The sequence below is a fragment of the Mesorhizobium sp. P171375 genome (genome assembly GCF_057786075.1).
Genome location: NZ_JBYNWF010000001.1, coordinates 4,604,105 through 4,619,235 on the forward strand (window position 1 = coordinate 4,604,105; position 15,131 = coordinate 4,619,235).

Here is a 15,131-nt window from a genome sequence, read left to right on the forward strand (position 1 = left end):
GGCCGCTAGCGCCGCCGCGCCGCTACCGCCTTGGTCGGCAGCGCCGGCAATTCCTCCATCACCCGGCTGAGCGGGAAGATGGCGATCGCCTCGGTGCCTTCGCGCAATTTGGAAAGAAGTTCGAATTCACCGCCATGCATGGCGAGCAGGCCCTGCACAATTGGCAGCCCGAGCCCGGTGCCCTGTTCGGCGCTCTTGATGGCGATCGAGCCCTGGCCGAAGGCGGACAGCACGATCGGGATTTCGTCTTCCGGAATGCCCGGCCCGTTGTCCTTGACTGAGATGTATTGGCCGCCGCCCGCCGTCCAGCCGACACGCACACGAACTTCGCCGCCGGTGGCGGTGAACTTGATGGCATTTGACAAAAGGTTGAGGATGATCTGCCGCACCGCGCGCTCGTCGGCGAACAGGCGCGGCAAGGCAATTTCAAAATCCTGGACGATGCGGATGTCCTTGTTGCGCGCCTTCAACTCCATCATGTGGCAGCAATCTTCAGCGATGTGGAGCAGCATCAGCGGCTCCTCGTTGAGTTGGTAGCGGCCGGCCTCGATGCGCGACAGGTCGAGAATTTCGTTGATCAGGTCGAGCAGGTGCTGGCCGGAATCATGCACGTCGCGGGCGTAGTCGCGGTAGGTTGGGTTGCTCATAGGCCCCAGCACCTCATTGGCCATCACCTCGGAAAAACCGAGAATGGCGTTGAGCGGTGTTCTCAGCTCATGGCTCATCGAGGCGAGAAAGCGCGACTTCGCCAGGTTGGCGTCTTCGGCCCGCCGACGGGCTTCGTCCGACATCGATTTTGCCGTCTCTACTTCGGCGAGCAACGCATCCTTTTCGGAGCGGAACGACAGAAGCATCAGCGACGAGTGGTTGAGATGACGCGCGAAGTAGGCGAAGAACGGCAGAGCCGCGACCAGCAGTGCGACCATCATCGTCTCGACCGACATCCACAGTTTTGATTCGGCATAGGCATAGACCGCCACCGGAATGACGAAGGTGGCGAGCAGCGCGCTGCGCAAGGACGACGCGGTAATGGCGGTCGCTGCCATCGCCAGCAGCAGCACCATCGCCTTGATCACCGGGAAATAGTCGATCTGACAGGAGGCGCAGCCGAGCCAGGCGAACCAGGCCCAGCCGAGGCCGCACAGCGAATGGCCGATCAGAAAATCCCGGCGCGTCAAAATAGGGTCGAGTTCGGCCGCTTCGGTGCGTTCGACGCGCCGCGCCATGAAGGCAACGATCGAATAGCAGATGAGCGTGAACAGCGCCCAGATGCTGATCTGCTTGTCCATGCCCGCCAGAATCCCGGTCGCCGCGATCGCCAGCACCAAAAGCGGAACGACGGTCGCACCCCCCACCATGGCGCGGGCATGCAGCTTCAGGAGCTCGCGGTCGAAGTCGAGATTGCCGACCTGTTGCGAAAGACGGTCGCGCGTTCTGCGCACCGCGCGCGCCACATCGCTGTTGCGGTGCGGTCTCCTGCGGTCCACAATGAATTTATCCGCTGTGTTCGAGCGTAGCAGAGGCATGGAAACTTCAATTTATGCGCGCAGCGATCTCAATTCGTTAAGCTACGTTCGAATGATTAAGAGACTGTTTGCCATATGAGCCGTTCGTGGTCGCCAAGGCCGCGCCGGCGATACTATCCGCCGCAGGCGCGAAGCCTGTGGCGCAGATTGCTGGATTACGCGCTGACCGTTCTCGTGCTCGGCCTGCTGATCCTGCTCGCCGCGCGGCTCGACCGCTTCGAAACGCGCAAGGCGGAGGGCGCCGCGATCGTCAATGACGGCGATTCGCTGACCCTTGGCACTGAACGCATCCGTATGCGCGGCATCGATGCTCCGGAATACCAGCAGATCTGCCGCAAGGACAGCGCCGACTATGCCTGCGGCAGGCTGGCGCGGCAGGCGCTGGTGCGGCTGATATCAGGCAATCCGGTGACCTGCAGCGGCTGGCAGCGCGACCGTTACGGCCGCCTGCTCGGGGACTGCAAGGCCGGCGGCAAGGATTTGAACCGCGCCCAGGTTGAGGCCGGCTGGGCCATCGCCTATGGCGACTACGAAACCGAGCAGGCCGTTGCCCGCGCCGGCAAGGCCGGCATCTGGGCCGGCACGTTCGACCAGCCGCGGGACTGGCGCGAAAGCCACCACGAAGGCCCGGTCGAAAGACGGCACGGCACGTTGGCTTCGTTCGGTGACGCCTTGCGCGAAATCTTTCGCTTCCGGTGAGAGGCAGGCCGTGTCCTATAATTGCAAGCCCTGTGGTTGCGGGCAAAGATCGGGAGGATTGAGATGAAACTGTTCGACGGTGGCCGCGCCCCCAATCCGCGGCGTGTCCGGGTCTTCCTCGCCGAAAAAGGCATCGAAGTGCCACTGGTGCCGGTCGACATGGGTGCCATGGGGCACAAGCAGGAGCCGGTCAGCTCACGCAACCCGCTACAGCGGCTGCCGGTGCTTGAGCTCGACGACGGCAGCATCCTCACCGAATCCGTCGCCATCTGCCGCTATTTCGAGGAATTGCAGCCAGAGCCGGCGCTGTTCGGGCAAGGCGCGCTCGGCAAGGCCAAGGTCGAGATGTGGCAAAGGCGCATGGAGTTCAACCTGCTCAGCTGCGTCGCTCAGGCCTTTCGCCACATCCATCCGGCAATGAAGGAATGGGAAATTCCGCAAATCCCCGAATGGGGCGAAGCCAACAAGACGAAAGCGGTCGAATTCCTGAACCTGCTCGACACCGAACTGGCAAACCGGGAATTCGCCGCCGGCGATAGTTATTCGATCGCCGATATCACGGGGATGATCGCCATCGACTTCATGAAACCGGCACGCATCAAGGTACCGGACGAGTGCTCCAACGTGCTGCGCTGGTACAGCGCCGTCACCAGCCGGCCGAGCGCTTCCGCCTGAGATGGAGGCGGACCTCGAACGCCTGACGGTAAAGATCCGCGCCTGCCGCATCTGCGTCGACAATCCTGTGGGACGGCCGCTGCCGCATGAGCCGCGCCCGGTGCTGCTACCGTCATCCAGCGCCCGCATCCTGCTCGCCGGCCAGGCGCCGGGCACCAAGGTGCATTTTTCCGGCATGCCGTTCACCGACGCGTCCGGCGACCGCTTGCGAAGCTGGCTGGGTGTCAGCGCGGAGGAATTCTACGACACCGAGAAATTCGCCATCGTGCCGATGGGGTTCTGTTTTCCCGGCCAGGACGCCAAGGGCAGCGACCTGCCGCCGCGCCGCGAATGCGCGCCGGCCTGGCGCGCGCCGCTGATGGCGTTGATGCCGCAGATCGATCTGGTTCTGACGATCGGCTCCTACGCGCAGTCCTGGCATATGGGTGAAGCAAGGCGGCCTTCGCTGACCGAAACCGTGAAGGACTGGCGCACCATCTGGAATACGCCGGCCAGCCCGAAAGTGCTGCCGCTGCCGCATCCATCATGGCGCAATTCCGGCTGGCTGAAGCAGAATCCATGGTTTGAAATGGATTTGCTGCCCTTCCTGAGATCGGAAATCCGCTATCGCATTGCTTAAGCTTTAAGCAAGATATCACTCGCTTTTGTGCCATTCGGCAGAATTTCTTTCTTGTGAAAGGCCGAAATAAGAGGGAGTATAGCCAATCTATTCCCAAAGCGCGCCGCGGCCGAGGGAACGCGGCCTGCACCAGGGAGCATCTCAATGGATCGCCTCGACAGAAAAATTCTCCGCCTCCTGCAGGAGGACGCGACGCTCGCGGTTGCCGATGTTGCCAAGAAAGTCGGCCTGTCGACAACGCCGTGCTGGCGCCGTATCCAGAAGCTCGAGGAAGAGGGCGTCATCAAGCGGCGCGTCGCCATTCTCGATCACGAAAAGGTCAATGTGCGCGTCACCGTCTTCGTGTCGATCCGCACCAATTCGCATAGCCATGAATGGCTGCGGCGCTTCTCCGAAGTCATCCAGGAATTTCCCGAAGTGGTCGAATTCTACCGCATGAGCGGCGACGTCGATTATCTCCTGCGCGTGGTTGTGCCCGACATCGCCGCCTATGACGCCTTCTACAAACGGCTGATTGCCAAGATCGAGATCCGCGACGTGTCGTCGTCCTTCGCCATGGAGCAGATCAAGTACACGACCGAAATGCCGCTCGACTACATGGTTCTGGACAAGGAATCCGGGGCCAATGCGGCTTAAGGCTAAACCCGCTAGTTCTTCTTTTTGTTGAGAAAAGTCCAGGGCGAGTTGATCGGCAGCGTGATCGTATCCGGCACGTTGTCGACGGCCACCACCTCGGCTTTGCGCACGGTGTAGCCGGACTGGATGATCGAGACGCCGTCGAGAATGAACAGCTGGCTCTTCTCCATGCCGGGCTGCAAAGCGCCGGTCACGGCAACCGACTCATAGGCCTTCGACATCTTGTAGGGACGGGCCGGCGTGACCAGCACGATCTGGTTCGGCGGCGGCGTTGGCATGTGGCTGCAGGCGCCTGTCCACGGCACCAGCAGGAACTGGTAGACAAGGTCGCCGTCACGGTCGACCGGCAATGCATAGCCGGCTAATTGTACGGTCTTGTCCTGCAGGTTGAGCGACAGCGTCTCGCCATGATCGGGCAGTTTTGCCGCGATCATCGGCAGGCCGGCATCTTCGGCAACCGCCTGCGTCGCCGGCCGCAGATCCTTCCAAAAGATGTGCGCGGTCTGTGCCGAGGCATCAAAGGTAGTGGATGCCAGCAACGCGGCTGCAAGCGCCATGGTCGGTTTGAGATGTCTGCTCATCGGCCGCTTCCTTTGTGCTGGGAGTAAAGACGCCGTGGCCGATTGCGTCAACGCTCGAGCCGCATCACATGTCTGCGAGAGCCGGCCATGCCGATCTCGTGGAACCGGCGAGCGGCGAACATGTCGCGAAAACCCATGAAGGTATAGCTCGGCGATGCCTGGTCGACCGGATAGGCCTCGACGGCGCGCGCACCCTTGGCAAAGGCATGGTCGACGGCAGCGTCGAGCAGGGCAGCCGCCAGCCCGCCGCCGCGCAGCGCTCTCGGCACATAGAAGCAGACGATCGACCAGATATCCGTCTCGGCATCGTCCTGTTGCGGCGATAGCTTGCGGTAGGTCTGGCGCGGTGCGACCGAGCACCAGCCGACGGTCTTGCCATCAAGCTCGGCCAGAATACCGACCGGCGTGCCGGCCTCGATAGACGCCATCATCATGCGCTTCTTCTCATCATTCTCGACATGCTCGCGGCTGGAATGGCGCCAGGCCATGCACCAGCAATATTTGGGTCCGCCCGGCGCCTCGAACAGGTTTTCGAAATCGGCGCGGGTTCTCCGCGTCACGTCCGTGAACCGGAGTTTGCCCAGGTCAGGCTTTTCTGGCGGCGATCCGCTCGAGTGTCTTGGCATTGGTCAGCTCCCGAACTGCGTGCTTGCCATTCCAGCGAGCCGTCTTGTCCGTCGACTGCGCCAGGCGTTCGGCCACGACAAGGGCAGCGCCATGCATCTCCACCGATCGCTTGCCGATCGAACGAAGCGCCCAGTTTACCGCCTTCCTCACGAAGTTGCGGCTGTCGGTGGCATGCGCTTCAATGATCGGCAGGAAGCCGAGGAAGGCCGCTGCCGGCTCTTGCTTTCGGTGCACGACAGACCAGGCCATCATGGCAAAAGCCGTGCGCCGAACGAACCCCCGCTCGTCCGCCGCGAACTCCTCGATCAGTTCCTTCCAGGCGTCCGTGTCGACGAAGAGATCGGAGACGCCGTCAACGATATCCCAGGAATCGAAGGATGCCGCCCATTGCCTTGCATCCGCTGCGGAAAAGCGCTTCGGGTCGGCCGTGACGGATGCGATGAACTGCGCCTCCATGATGCCGGTCTGCCAAAGCTCGAAGGCTCGTTCATGGTTGCGCTTGATCTTCCTGGCGATCTGCCGCTGCATGCCATGCGAAATGCCGAGCGCCCGCTCGATCTTGATGCCGTAGCGCAGCATGCCGCGGCGATTTTCTTCCGAGCCGATCGACCGCAAATGCGCGACGATGTCGTCGGCGCTGGATTGGGGCGATAGCTCGGCCATCCCAGCCTATTTCTCCAGGCGCGCCAGCAGCGAAGACGTGTCCCAGCGCTTGCCGCCCATCGCCTGCACATCCTTGTAGAACTGGTCGACAAGCGCCGTCACCGGCAGTTTGGCGCCGTTGCGGTCGGCTTCATCAAGGCAGATGCCGAGATCCTTGCGCATCCAGTCGACGGCAAAACCGAAATCATATTTGCCGGCATTCATCGTCTTGTGGCGGTTCTCCATCTGCCAGGAACCGGCAGCACCCTTGGAGATCACCTCGATCACCTTTTCGATGTCGAGCCCGGCCTTCTTGCCAAAATGGATGCCTTCGGCCAGTCCCTGCACCAGCCCGGCAATGGTGATCTGGTTGATCATCTTGGTGAGCTGACCGGCGCCCGACGACCCCATCAGCCCTACCATGCGGGCGAAAGCGTCGATGACCGGCTTGGCCTTGTCGAAGGCAGCCTGGTCGCCGCCGACCATCACCGTCAACACACCGTTTTCGGCGCCCGCCTGGCCGCCGGAGACCGGCGCGTCGAGGAAGGAAAAGCCGGCCTTTTCAGCAGCTTCGGCCAGTTCGCGCGCGACCTCGGCCGAAGCGGTGGTGTTGTCGATGAAGATCGAATCTTTCTTCATCGCGGCGAAGGCGCCGTTGGCTCCGGTCGTCACCGAGCGCAGATCGTCGTCATTGCCGACGCAGGAAAAGACGAAATCCTGGCCCTCGGCTGCTTCGGCCGGCGTCAGGGCAAGCTTGCCGCCGTGCTGGGCCACCCATTGCTCGGCTTTTGCCGCGGTGCGGTTGTAGACGGTGACCTCGTGGCCGCCTTTGTTCCTGAGGTGCCCGGCCATGGGATAGCCCATCACGCCAAGACCGAGAAATGCCACAGATGCCATAGGTTTGCCCTTCAGATGGAAACGGAATTTGTTGGGAAAGCTCTCTAGGCCCCGCACTCAATTCGTCAAGACGCGCATGAGCCGATCGACTGGTGCAGCCGACCAGTCAACGCTTCAGATGTATGGTGATCCGGCGTTCGATCCATTCAACGCCATGGCGCAAGATCTCGACCATCACCAGGTAGACAAGAGCGACCCAGATATAGGCCTGGATGTCGAACGAATTGGCAAAGGCAAGCTTGGCCTGACCCATCAAATCGTAAACGGTGATGATGGCGACGATGGCCGAAGCCTTGACCATCAGGATCAACTCGTTGCCATAGGGACGCAAGGCGACGATCAACGCCTGCGGCAGGATGATCTTTCGCAGCGTCTGCAATTTGTGCAGCCCAAGCGAGGCCGCACCCTCCCACTGGCCTTTGGGTACGCTTTCGATGGCGCCGCGCAGGATTTCGGCCTGATAGGCGGCGGTGTTGAGTGCGAAGGCAAACACACCGCAATTGAAAGCGTCCTTGAAAAAATCCCAGAGGCCAACCGTTTGAAGCTCCGCCCTGAACGATCCCAGGCCGTAGTAGACCAGATAGGTCTGGACCAGCAGCGGCGTGCCGCGGAAGAAGTAGACATAGCAATAGGCGAGGCCGGACAGGATCCGGTTGCTGGACATGCGCCCATAAGCGACCGGCACCGACAGGATCGCTCCGAGCACCATCGATATGCAGACCAGCAGCAGCGTGGTTTGCAGGCCCTTCAGATAGGCCGGGGCGTATTTGGCGAAGAAGTCAGCGTTCCAGGCAAAGATCAGATAGCTGACGATGCCGAGGCCGAACAGGATCCAGAAACCGACCATCGCATAGCCGATGACACGGCTGTGCGGCCAGCCGCGCGCCCGCGGTGGCGGTCGTTCGACCATGGCGACGGTGACGCTCATCGTTGCGCCTCCCGCCGGCCGAGCGAGCGCAGGATCGCGCTGGTGGCAAAGGATGAAACGACGGCCAGACCAAGGAAGACCATGGCCGCAACGCCATAAAACAGAAAAGCGTGCTTGGTAACGCGGGCAGCTGTGTAGGCATTGCGCAGCGTCTCGGCGAGGCCGACGACCGACACCAGCGACGTATCCTTGAGCAGGCTCAGCCAGCAGTTCTCAAGTCCGGGAAACGCGATGCGAAGGAGTTGCGGCAAGATCACCTTGCGCATGGTCAGCCAATTCGACAGGCCGATCGCATAGCCGCCCTCATACTGACCTTTTGGAATGGCTCGAAAGGCTGAAAGAAACACCTCGCTGGCATAGGATGAAAAGATCAGCGACAGCACGATCATGCCGGCGACGAAGCTGTTGACGTCGATGGTCGCGTCTGGTCGGAAATATCGCACGAGGTGCTGCAACAGGATCGGCACGCCGAAGAAAAACAGGAACAGCGTCACCAGTTCCGGCAAGCCGCGGAAGACGGTGGTGTAGATGTTGGCGGCAAGCCGCAGCGACGGCTCTTCGGATTGTTTGGCCCAGGCGACGAAAAAGCCGATCGTCAGGCCAATGGGCAGTGTCGCCAGCGCAAGCGCGATGGTGACCAGTGCGCCATAGGCAATATCGTCAATCCAGCCATCGGGTCCCCAACTCAGAAGTATCCATATGTTCTGGCTTGGCATTGACGGGTCTTGTCTCCACTTCTGTCAGGCCAAGGCGGCAGGAGAAATCTCCCCTGCCGCCTTGTTTCAGGTGATCAGGACTCGGCGCCGAAGACGTCGAACTTGAAGTATTTGTCGTTGATTTCCTTGTACTTTCCGTTGGCGCGGATCGCGTCGATGGCGGCGTTCAACTTGTTGACCAGATCCGTCTCGCCCTTGCGCACGGCGATGCCGGCGCCCGGTCCAAAGATCTCGACCGGCTGCGGCGAGGGCTGGCCGAGAATCTTGCAGCAGGCGCCATCAGGCGAATCCAGGAACTGCTGCAACACGACGATATCGTCCTCGATCGCGTCGAGACGGCCATTGGCGAGATCGGCCTGCTCTTCGGGGCTGCTCGGATAACCCTTGATGGTGCTGTCGGTGTAGGTCTTCGAGGCATAATTGAAATGCGTCGTCGTCGTTGCCACGCCGATGGTCTTGCCGGCCAGGTCCTCCTTGGTCACGCCCTTGAGGGTCGAGTCCTTCGGCACGGCGATCGCCGAGGGGGTGTTGTAGTATTTGTTGGAGAAGTCGACCTTTTCCTTACGCTCCGCAGTGATCGACATCGAGGCGACGATGGCGTCGAACTTGCCGGCCTGCAGCGCCGGGATGATGCCGTCCCAATCCTGGGCGACGAAGGTGCATTTGACCTTCATCTCGTCGCAGAGCGCCTTGGCGATGTCGATGTCGAAGCCGACGAGCTGGCCATCGGCGGTCAAATTGTTGAAGGGGGGGTAGGCGCCTTCGGTGCCGATCCTCAGGGTTTCCTGAGCCTGGGCGACGCCGAGCGTCAGCAGCGCAGCCGATGCGGCGAGCGCGATACGCAGTGCAATACGCATGATAGTCCTCTCTTTATTGCTCCCGGCCGTCGTTCCGAAACGGCTCTGTGGGGCGGTGCTTTTGACCGCCCGCTGGCGCGATACTCCCACTGTTTTCGGGAGAAAAGCAACTGTAAAACCGTTGCTTGCGGGATTTGCAGGTCCAGCCAATGCTGACGCCGGGTTAGACAATGAAACAGCCGAGGAGAGCGGCTGAACCAGGCTCGGGCAGGGGCCTCAGGGTTTGAGGCCGGTGGCACGCTCGATGAAGTCGGCTATCGATCCGGTGTCGTCGAGATCGAATACCGGCAGGCTTTCGCCAGTGACCGCGAAGTCGGCGGCGATCGCCACGATATGCGCGTCATTTGCCGAGAGCGGCGAGCGGTCCTTGGCCTCCAGCCGCCGGGTCTCGATCTTGCTATGCGCCTCGCGCTTGTAGCCTTCGACCAGCACGATGTCGCACGGTGCCAGCCGCGACAGGATCGTCTCCAGCGTCGGCTCGTCCTCGCCGCGCAATTCGTGCATCAGCGCCCAGCGCACGCCCGACACCACCGCGACTTCCGTGGCCCCCGCCTGGCGGTGACGAAAGGAGTCGGCGCCCGGCTTGTCGATGTCGAACTCATGATGGGCGTGTTTGACCGTCGACACCGTCCAGCCGCGCCGGACGAGCTCGGTGACCAGTTTCTCGGTCAGTGTGGTCTTGCCGGAATTCTTCCAGCCGGTGATGCCGAAGATGTTCATGGCCCGATGCTCTGCAACAGACGTTCGGCCACCGCAAGGTCGTCTGGCGTGTTGATGTTGAAGAACGGGTCGATCTCACTGCCGCCAAGAGCGGACAAGGGAAACTCCACCTCGACAAAATCATGGTGCTCGACGAAGGCCGAGACGCGCCTGTTGTCCTCGTCGACCAGGAAATGGCGCAAGGCCTGACGCAGCCCGAGCGGCCACAGTGCGAAGGTCGGATGCCGCCTGCCGCTGGAGCTGGCAACCGCGATCGAGCCCGGCCGATCGGCTGCGGCGGAGGCCAGCATTGCGACCAGATCGGCCGGCAGGAACGGCGTGTCGCCGGCGGCGGTTACCAAGGATTTGCACGCGGTGTTTGCCGCCGCCCATTCGAGGCCGGCGAGGATCCCGGCCAGCGGTCCGGCATGGCCTTCGACCGTATCGGCGAGAACCGAAAGCCCGGACGCCGCAAAACGTGCCGGATCGCCATTAGCGCTCAGCGCCAGCGATCCGACCTGTGGCGCCAAACGGGCAACGACATGGCCGAGAAGCGGACGCCCGCCAAGGGCGAGCAAGGTCTTGTCGCCGCCGCCCATGCGCCGTGACAGGCCTCCGGCCAGGATGATCCCTGCAATGTCTCGGCTCATTTCCCTATATGCCGTCCGGCGCCATGTCGGGTCCAGCGCTTTCGGCCGCGGGCTTCTGCCGGCCGACGACCCGCTCGCGATAGAGCGCGTAAAGACCGGACCCGATGATGATGGCGGATCCGACGATCATCGGCAGGTCTGGGATGTCGCTGAAAATGCTGAGGCCAAGCAGGATCGACCACAACAACGCGGTGTAGCGGAACGGCGCAATGAAGGAGATGTCGCCGGCCCGCATCGCCATGATGATGAACTGGTAGCCGATCAGCACCAGCACCGCCGCCAGCGCCAGCAGCGCCGTGCCTTTGCCCGACATCGGCGTCCAGCCGCCCATCGGCGAAAGCAACACTGCGCCGACAACGGTCATGGCGATCGCGGTTGCCGTCGACACCAGCAAGGTCGGGATGGCCTGCGGTATGCGTTTGGTGGCGAGATCGCGAACCGCACAGCAGGCGACACTGACGAGTGCCCATAGCGAATAGACACTGAACCCTTCGAAGCCCGGTCGCACGATGATCAGCACGCCGCCGAAACCGACGGCGATCGCCAGCCAGCGCCGCCAGCCGACGCCTTCACCAAACACAAGGGCCGCGCCCATCGTCACCGCCAGCGGCAGCGCCTGCAGCACTGCCGACACATTGGCGATCGGCAAATGCGCCAACGCGACAAGGAAGGCGACGGTAGCGCCGGCCTCGCCGACGACGCGCAATGCCACCAGCGGCTGCAGCATCGAGCCCGGTCGTGCGAGCGCGCCTTGCTGCCAGGCGAGCAAGCCGACGAGCACCGACGCAAAGGCGCCGCGCACCAGCATGACCTGCGCCATGTTCATCGATTCCGACGAGAACTTGGTGATGGCGTCATTGAGGGTGAAGCCGATCATGGCCACCATCATGAACAGCGCACCGCGAAGATTTGGGGAAAGAGGCAAGGGCGTTACCGGTTTTGCAAAAGCAATTCCAGGAAAAGTGTGAAACGGTTTTCCGTCCGGAATTGCGTGAAAACAAAGAATAGAGCGGTTCGACGTTTCGGTGAAACGGTGAACCGCTCAAGCCTGTAGCAGTCGGCGGCAAGACAGCAACGTCAAAGAAATAGGCCACGGATTTGCACCCGTGGCCTGTAAAATCCCAGCGAGGGCCGATCCGATGATCGGGAGCCTCATTTCGGCGTCAGCACCTCGGTGCCGCTGCCGTTCTTGCCGGCGATCGTCCACAGGCCGTGCAGCGAGCCATCATCCTCCACCTTGTAGACGACGAGGCCGATCTCTTCGCCCATGACATAGCCCGCGGAGAAGGCACTGTCGTTGCGCATGCAGATGCCGTCCGAGGACGAGCCGCCGGTTTCCCAGTGGATGGTGCAGGTGGTCTCGCTTGTCAGCGTGATGGTTGCTTCGCCGCCATATTTCGAGCCGTCGAAATTGGTGCCGGCGACGGTGTACTTGCCGCCGATCGATTGTGCTGCTGCCGGCCCGGCTGCAAGCCCAACCACTGCAAGTGAAAGTAAGAGTTTGCGCATGTCGTATTCCCCCAGTGAACAAAGAACCGCTACAGGCGGGAAGCTAGGCCTGATCGCGCTTGCGGTAAATCCGCCGGCCGTTTTGCGCAGAAGACTTTCTGGGATGTGTCCGAAAATGCTCAACGGGCTTTGAGGCTGCCGACGATGGCGCCGACCAGCGGATCGTACTTCGCTTTCACCGCCGGCGGATAGTCGATCCATATGGTGTGAATGACGCCTTCCTTGCCGAACAGGCGCCGCTCGTAAAAGATCTTTCCATCCTTCAGCCCCGACAGCACCGCCCAGTTCTTGCCTGTCTTGGTGTAGCTGATCTCGTAGCCCGCCTCCTTGCTGGCCTTCTCCTCGGCAACGAAGGTTTTGGGAGTGTCCTCACTGACGTTGAAGATGCCGGAACAGATCAGGCTGGCGCCGTCGGCGCTGAGCCATTGCTGTCCGTCACCATTGTCCGGCTCGGGCTGGCGGTCTGTGAAGATTTCGTCGGGAAAGGTGCAGACGGTGCCGAAGCGCGCATTGGTGTAGGTGAACGGCGCGGCAGCGGCGCTGCTTGCCGCGATCAATGCTGCCGATACCAGACCTGAGAAAAAACGCTTCATGCCATGCCTCCCGTCAAAAAGTGGAGTCATCCTTCGCACGAGAACCCGGAAAAATCAGCCGCCGGTGACGCTCATATGCCTCGATACCGAGGGGCGGCTGGTGCGTCGGTCGATGATGAAATCATGGCCCTTTGGCTTGCGGCCGATCGCTTCGTCGATTGCGGTGGCGACCAGTTCGTTGCCTTCGGACGCACGCAACGGCGCGCGCAGGTCGGCTGCATCCTCCTGGCCGAGGCACATATAGAGCGTGCCGGTGCAGGTCAGCCGCACGCGGTTGCAGCTTTCGCAGAAATTATGCGTCATCGGCGTGATGAAGCCGAGCCGGCCGCCGGTCTCGGCGACATGGACGTAGCGGGCGGGGCCGCCGGTCTTGTAGGGGATGTCGCTCAGCGTGAACTGCCGCTCCAGCGAGGCGCGCAGCAGCGACAGCGGCAGATACTGGTCGGTGCGGTCGGCGTCGATCTCGCCCATCGGCATGGTTTCGATGACGGTGAGGTCCATGCCGCGGCCATGCGCCCAGCGCAGCATCTCAGGTATCTCGGCGTCGTTGAAATCCTTCAGCGCCACCGCGTTGAGCTTGACCTTCAGCCCCGCCGCCTGCGCGGCGTCGATGCCTTGCATGACCTTGTCGAGATGGCCCCAGCGGGTGATGGCGTGGAACTTGTCGGCGTCGAGCGTGTCCAGCGAGACATTGATGCGCTCGACGCCGCAATCGGCGAGCTCGGCGGCAAAACGCGACAGCTGCGAACCATTGGTGGTCAGCGTCAGTTCTTCCAGCGCGCCGCTCTTCAAATGCCGCGACAGCTGGCGCACCAGATGCATGATGTTCTTGCGCACCAACGGTTCGCCGCCGGTGAGGCGCAGTTTGCGCACACCCTTTTCGATGAAGACGGTGCAGAGCCGGTCAAGTTCCTCAAGCGACAACAGGTCCTTCTTGGGAAGGAACGCCATGTCCTCGGCCATGCAATAGGTACAGCGGAAATCGCAGCGGTCGGTGACCGACACGCGCAAGTAGCTGATCGTGCGACCGAAAGGATCGATCATGTCCATGCGTCAAGCGTTTCCAATGGCTGCTAGTGGCGCCGTTATATACAGCTATGTGATACGAACCAACTCGCCATTCAAGATAGCCGCTCTTGATCTTTGGTAACATTCCCTGGCCGACATCCGATGTCGGCAGGGTCTAAATGACCTTTTCCGGCTGAGCGAAGCAGCGTAGGGAAGAGCGGATTGATGCAGGGTGAACGACAATGACGGCACCGAAGGAACTCAGGGTCTCGAAGGACAGAAAACTGCTGTCCGTCACCTTTCCCGATCACCAACCGTTCGAACTGCCGGCCGAACTTTTGCGCGTTGCCTCGCCCTCGGCTGAAGTGCAGGGCCACTCGCCGGACCAGCGGGTGACGGTGCCGGGCAAGCGCAACGTCGCCATCCTCAAGATCGAGCCGGTCGGCAACTACGCCGTGCGCATCACCTTCGACGATTTCCACGACACCGGCATCTTCACCTGGAACTATCTGCACACGCTCGGCCACGAGAAGGACGAGCGCTGGAATGCCTATCTTGCGGAACTCCAGGAGAAGGGGCTGAGCCGCGACCGCTAGCTCGCCGGTGTCGTCAAAACGTCATTGATTGGGAGTAGCGCCGGCAAGGTTCGGAAACGGGAAAATGTCTGAGATCACATCGGTTGAACAGCTCGAAGCGCTCTATGGCCTGCCCGGCGAAGCGTCGACGGTCAAGGAACTCGATCATGTCATCCCCGAATATGCCGCCTTCATCGAGGCTTCGCCCTTTGTCGCTTTGGCAACGAGTGGGCCGGAGGGCTTAGACTGTTCACCGCGCGGCGATCTCGCCGGCTTCGTGCGCATCCGTGATCCGAAGACGCTGATGATGCCGGACCGGCGCGGCAACAACCGGGCCAATTCGCTGAAGAACATCATCCGGGATTCGCGCGTCGGGCTGCTGTTCCTGGTGCCGGGGTCTGGCACGACGCTGCGCGTCAATGGCCGCGCCCGCATCACCACCGACGCCGCGCTGTGCGCCTCCTTCACCGTCGAAGGCAAGCCGGCGCGCTCGGTCACCGTGGTCGATATCGATTCGGTCTATTTCCAGTGCGCCCGCGCCATCGTCCGTTCGGAGCTGTGGAACCCGGCAAAGCATGTCGATCCGAAATCGCTGCCGACACCGGGAAAAATACTGGAAGTCACCAGCCGCAAAAATATCGGCCGGAGCGGGCGAAGAAGACGATGTGGTAAGGTGGGAGGCGCGGATCGAACC

Annotated in this window: 19 protein-coding genes and 1 pseudogene; 6 read left to right on the forward strand and 14 right to left on the reverse strand. The window is 61.8% G+C overall.

What is annotated here, in order from left to right:
- Positions 1–5: 5 nt before the first annotated feature.
- Positions 6–1,526, reverse strand: a complete 1,521-nt coding sequence (locus tag ACYHH6_RS22240; protein WP_352586135.1) for a sensor histidine kinase — start codon at positions 1,524–1,526, stop codon at positions 6–8.
- Between the two features lie 75 nt (positions 1,527–1,601).
- On the opposite strand from ACYHH6_RS22240, the gene ACYHH6_RS22245 reads away from it, so the two are divergent.
- The 4 genes from ACYHH6_RS22245 to ACYHH6_RS22260 all read left to right on the forward strand — a co-directional run bounded on the left by ACYHH6_RS22245 (position 1,602) and on the right by ACYHH6_RS22260 (position 4,155).
- Positions 1,602–2,225 carry a thermonuclease family protein gene (locus tag ACYHH6_RS22245; RefSeq protein WP_352586134.1) on the forward strand — a complete coding sequence of 208 codons (624 nt, stop codon included), beginning with the start codon at positions 1,602–1,604 and terminating at the stop codon, positions 2,223–2,225.
- 63 nt (positions 2,226–2,288) lie between these two features.
- On the forward strand, positions 2,289–2,900 hold the full coding sequence (locus ACYHH6_RS22250) for a glutathione S-transferase (RefSeq protein ID WP_352586133.1): 612 nt from the start codon (positions 2,289–2,291) through the stop codon (positions 2,898–2,900).
- Between the two features lies 1 nt (position 2,901).
- Complete coding sequence (locus tag ACYHH6_RS22255) at positions 2,902–3,519, forward strand: uracil-DNA glycosylase family protein (RefSeq protein ID WP_352586132.1); 618 nt, start codon at positions 2,902–2,904, stop codon at positions 3,517–3,519.
- 144 nt (positions 3,520–3,663) lie between these two features.
- On the forward strand, positions 3,664–4,155 hold the full coding sequence (locus tag ACYHH6_RS22260; protein WP_006333679.1) for an Lrp/AsnC family transcriptional regulator: 492 nt from the start codon (positions 3,664–3,666) through the stop codon (positions 4,153–4,155).
- An 11-nt stretch (positions 4,156–4,166) separates the two neighbouring features.
- On the opposite strand, the gene ACYHH6_RS22265 is transcribed toward ACYHH6_RS22260, so the two are convergent.
- From ACYHH6_RS22265 to moaA, 13 genes are all read right to left on the reverse strand, one after another.
- Positions 4,167–4,736 carry a DUF3299 domain-containing protein gene (locus ACYHH6_RS22265; protein ID WP_352586131.1) on the reverse strand — a complete coding sequence of 190 codons (570 nt, stop codon included), beginning with the start codon at positions 4,734–4,736 and terminating at the stop codon, positions 4,167–4,169.
- Between the two features lie 47 nt (positions 4,737–4,783).
- Positions 4,784–5,296, reverse strand: coding sequence for a GNAT family N-acetyltransferase (locus ACYHH6_RS22270; RefSeq protein ID WP_352586130.1), 513 nt, complete (start codon positions 5,294–5,296; stop codon positions 4,784–4,786).
- 25 nt (positions 5,297–5,321) lie between these two features.
- Entirely contained in the window at positions 5,322–6,026 is a 705-nt protein-coding gene (locus ACYHH6_RS22275; RefSeq protein ID WP_352586129.1) for a DNA alkylation repair protein, read from the reverse strand.
- Positions 6,027–6,032: 6 nt separating this feature from the next.
- The gene (locus ACYHH6_RS22280) at positions 6,033–6,902 is read right to left on the reverse strand and encodes an NAD(P)-dependent oxidoreductase (protein ID WP_352586128.1); all 870 of its coding nucleotides are present in this window, start codon (positions 6,900–6,902) and stop codon (positions 6,033–6,035) included.
- A 106-nt stretch (positions 6,903–7,008) separates the two neighbouring features.
- Positions 7,009–7,830, reverse strand: a complete 822-nt coding sequence (locus ACYHH6_RS22285) for an ABC transporter permease (protein ID WP_352586127.1) — start codon at positions 7,828–7,830, stop codon at positions 7,009–7,011.
- The gene (locus ACYHH6_RS22290) at positions 7,827–8,546 is read right to left on the reverse strand and encodes an ABC transporter permease (protein ID WP_112561692.1); all 720 of its coding nucleotides are present in this window, start codon (positions 8,544–8,546) and stop codon (positions 7,827–7,829) included. Before ACYHH6_RS22290 ends, ACYHH6_RS22285 begins: the two co-directional genes overlap by 4 nt.
- Positions 8,547–8,620: 74 nt before the next feature.
- On the reverse strand, positions 8,621–9,403 hold the full coding sequence (locus tag ACYHH6_RS22295; protein WP_352586126.1) for an ABC transporter substrate-binding protein: 783 nt from the start codon (positions 9,401–9,403) through the stop codon (positions 8,621–8,623).
- Positions 9,404–9,619: 216 nt separating this feature from the next.
- The gene (gene mobB, locus ACYHH6_RS22300) at positions 9,620–10,123 is read right to left on the reverse strand and encodes a molybdopterin-guanine dinucleotide biosynthesis protein B (RefSeq protein WP_352586125.1); all 504 of its coding nucleotides are present in this window, start codon (positions 10,121–10,123) and stop codon (positions 9,620–9,622) included.
- Positions 10,120–10,752 carry a molybdenum cofactor guanylyltransferase MobA gene (gene mobA, locus ACYHH6_RS22305; RefSeq protein ID WP_352586124.1) on the reverse strand — a complete coding sequence of 211 codons (633 nt, stop codon included), beginning with the start codon at positions 10,750–10,752 and terminating at the stop codon, positions 10,120–10,122. The genes mobB and mobA overlap by 4 nt, the downstream gene beginning before the upstream one ends.
- A gap of 4 nt (positions 10,753–10,756) precedes the next feature.
- The gene (locus ACYHH6_RS22310; protein WP_352586123.1) at positions 10,757–11,677 is read right to left on the reverse strand and encodes a DMT family transporter; all 921 of its coding nucleotides are present in this window, start codon (positions 11,675–11,677) and stop codon (positions 10,757–10,759) included.
- A gap of 227 nt (positions 11,678–11,904) precedes the next feature.
- The gene (locus ACYHH6_RS22315; protein ID WP_352586122.1) at positions 11,905–12,261 is read right to left on the reverse strand and encodes a hypothetical protein; all 357 of its coding nucleotides are present in this window, start codon (positions 12,259–12,261) and stop codon (positions 11,905–11,907) included.
- Positions 12,262–12,380: 119 nt separating this feature from the next.
- The gene (locus ACYHH6_RS22320; protein ID WP_352586121.1) at positions 12,381–12,854 is read right to left on the reverse strand and encodes a hypothetical protein; all 474 of its coding nucleotides are present in this window, start codon (positions 12,852–12,854) and stop codon (positions 12,381–12,383) included.
- A 54-nt stretch (positions 12,855–12,908) separates the two neighbouring features.
- Positions 12,909–13,904, reverse strand: a complete 996-nt coding sequence (gene moaA, locus ACYHH6_RS22325; protein WP_112561699.1) for a GTP 3',8-cyclase MoaA — start codon at positions 13,902–13,904, stop codon at positions 12,909–12,911.
- A gap of 200 nt (positions 13,905–14,104) precedes the next feature.
- On the opposite strand from moaA, the gene ACYHH6_RS22330 reads away from it, so the two are divergent.
- Entirely contained in the window at positions 14,105–14,458 is a 354-nt protein-coding gene (locus tag ACYHH6_RS22330) for a gamma-butyrobetaine hydroxylase family protein (protein ID WP_352586120.1), read from the forward strand.
- Between the two features lie 64 nt (positions 14,459–14,522).
- A pseudogene (locus tag ACYHH6_RS22335) lies at positions 14,523–15,109 on the forward strand (pyridoxamine 5'-phosphate oxidase family protein).
- The last annotated feature ends 22 nt before the right edge of the window (positions 15,110–15,131 follow it).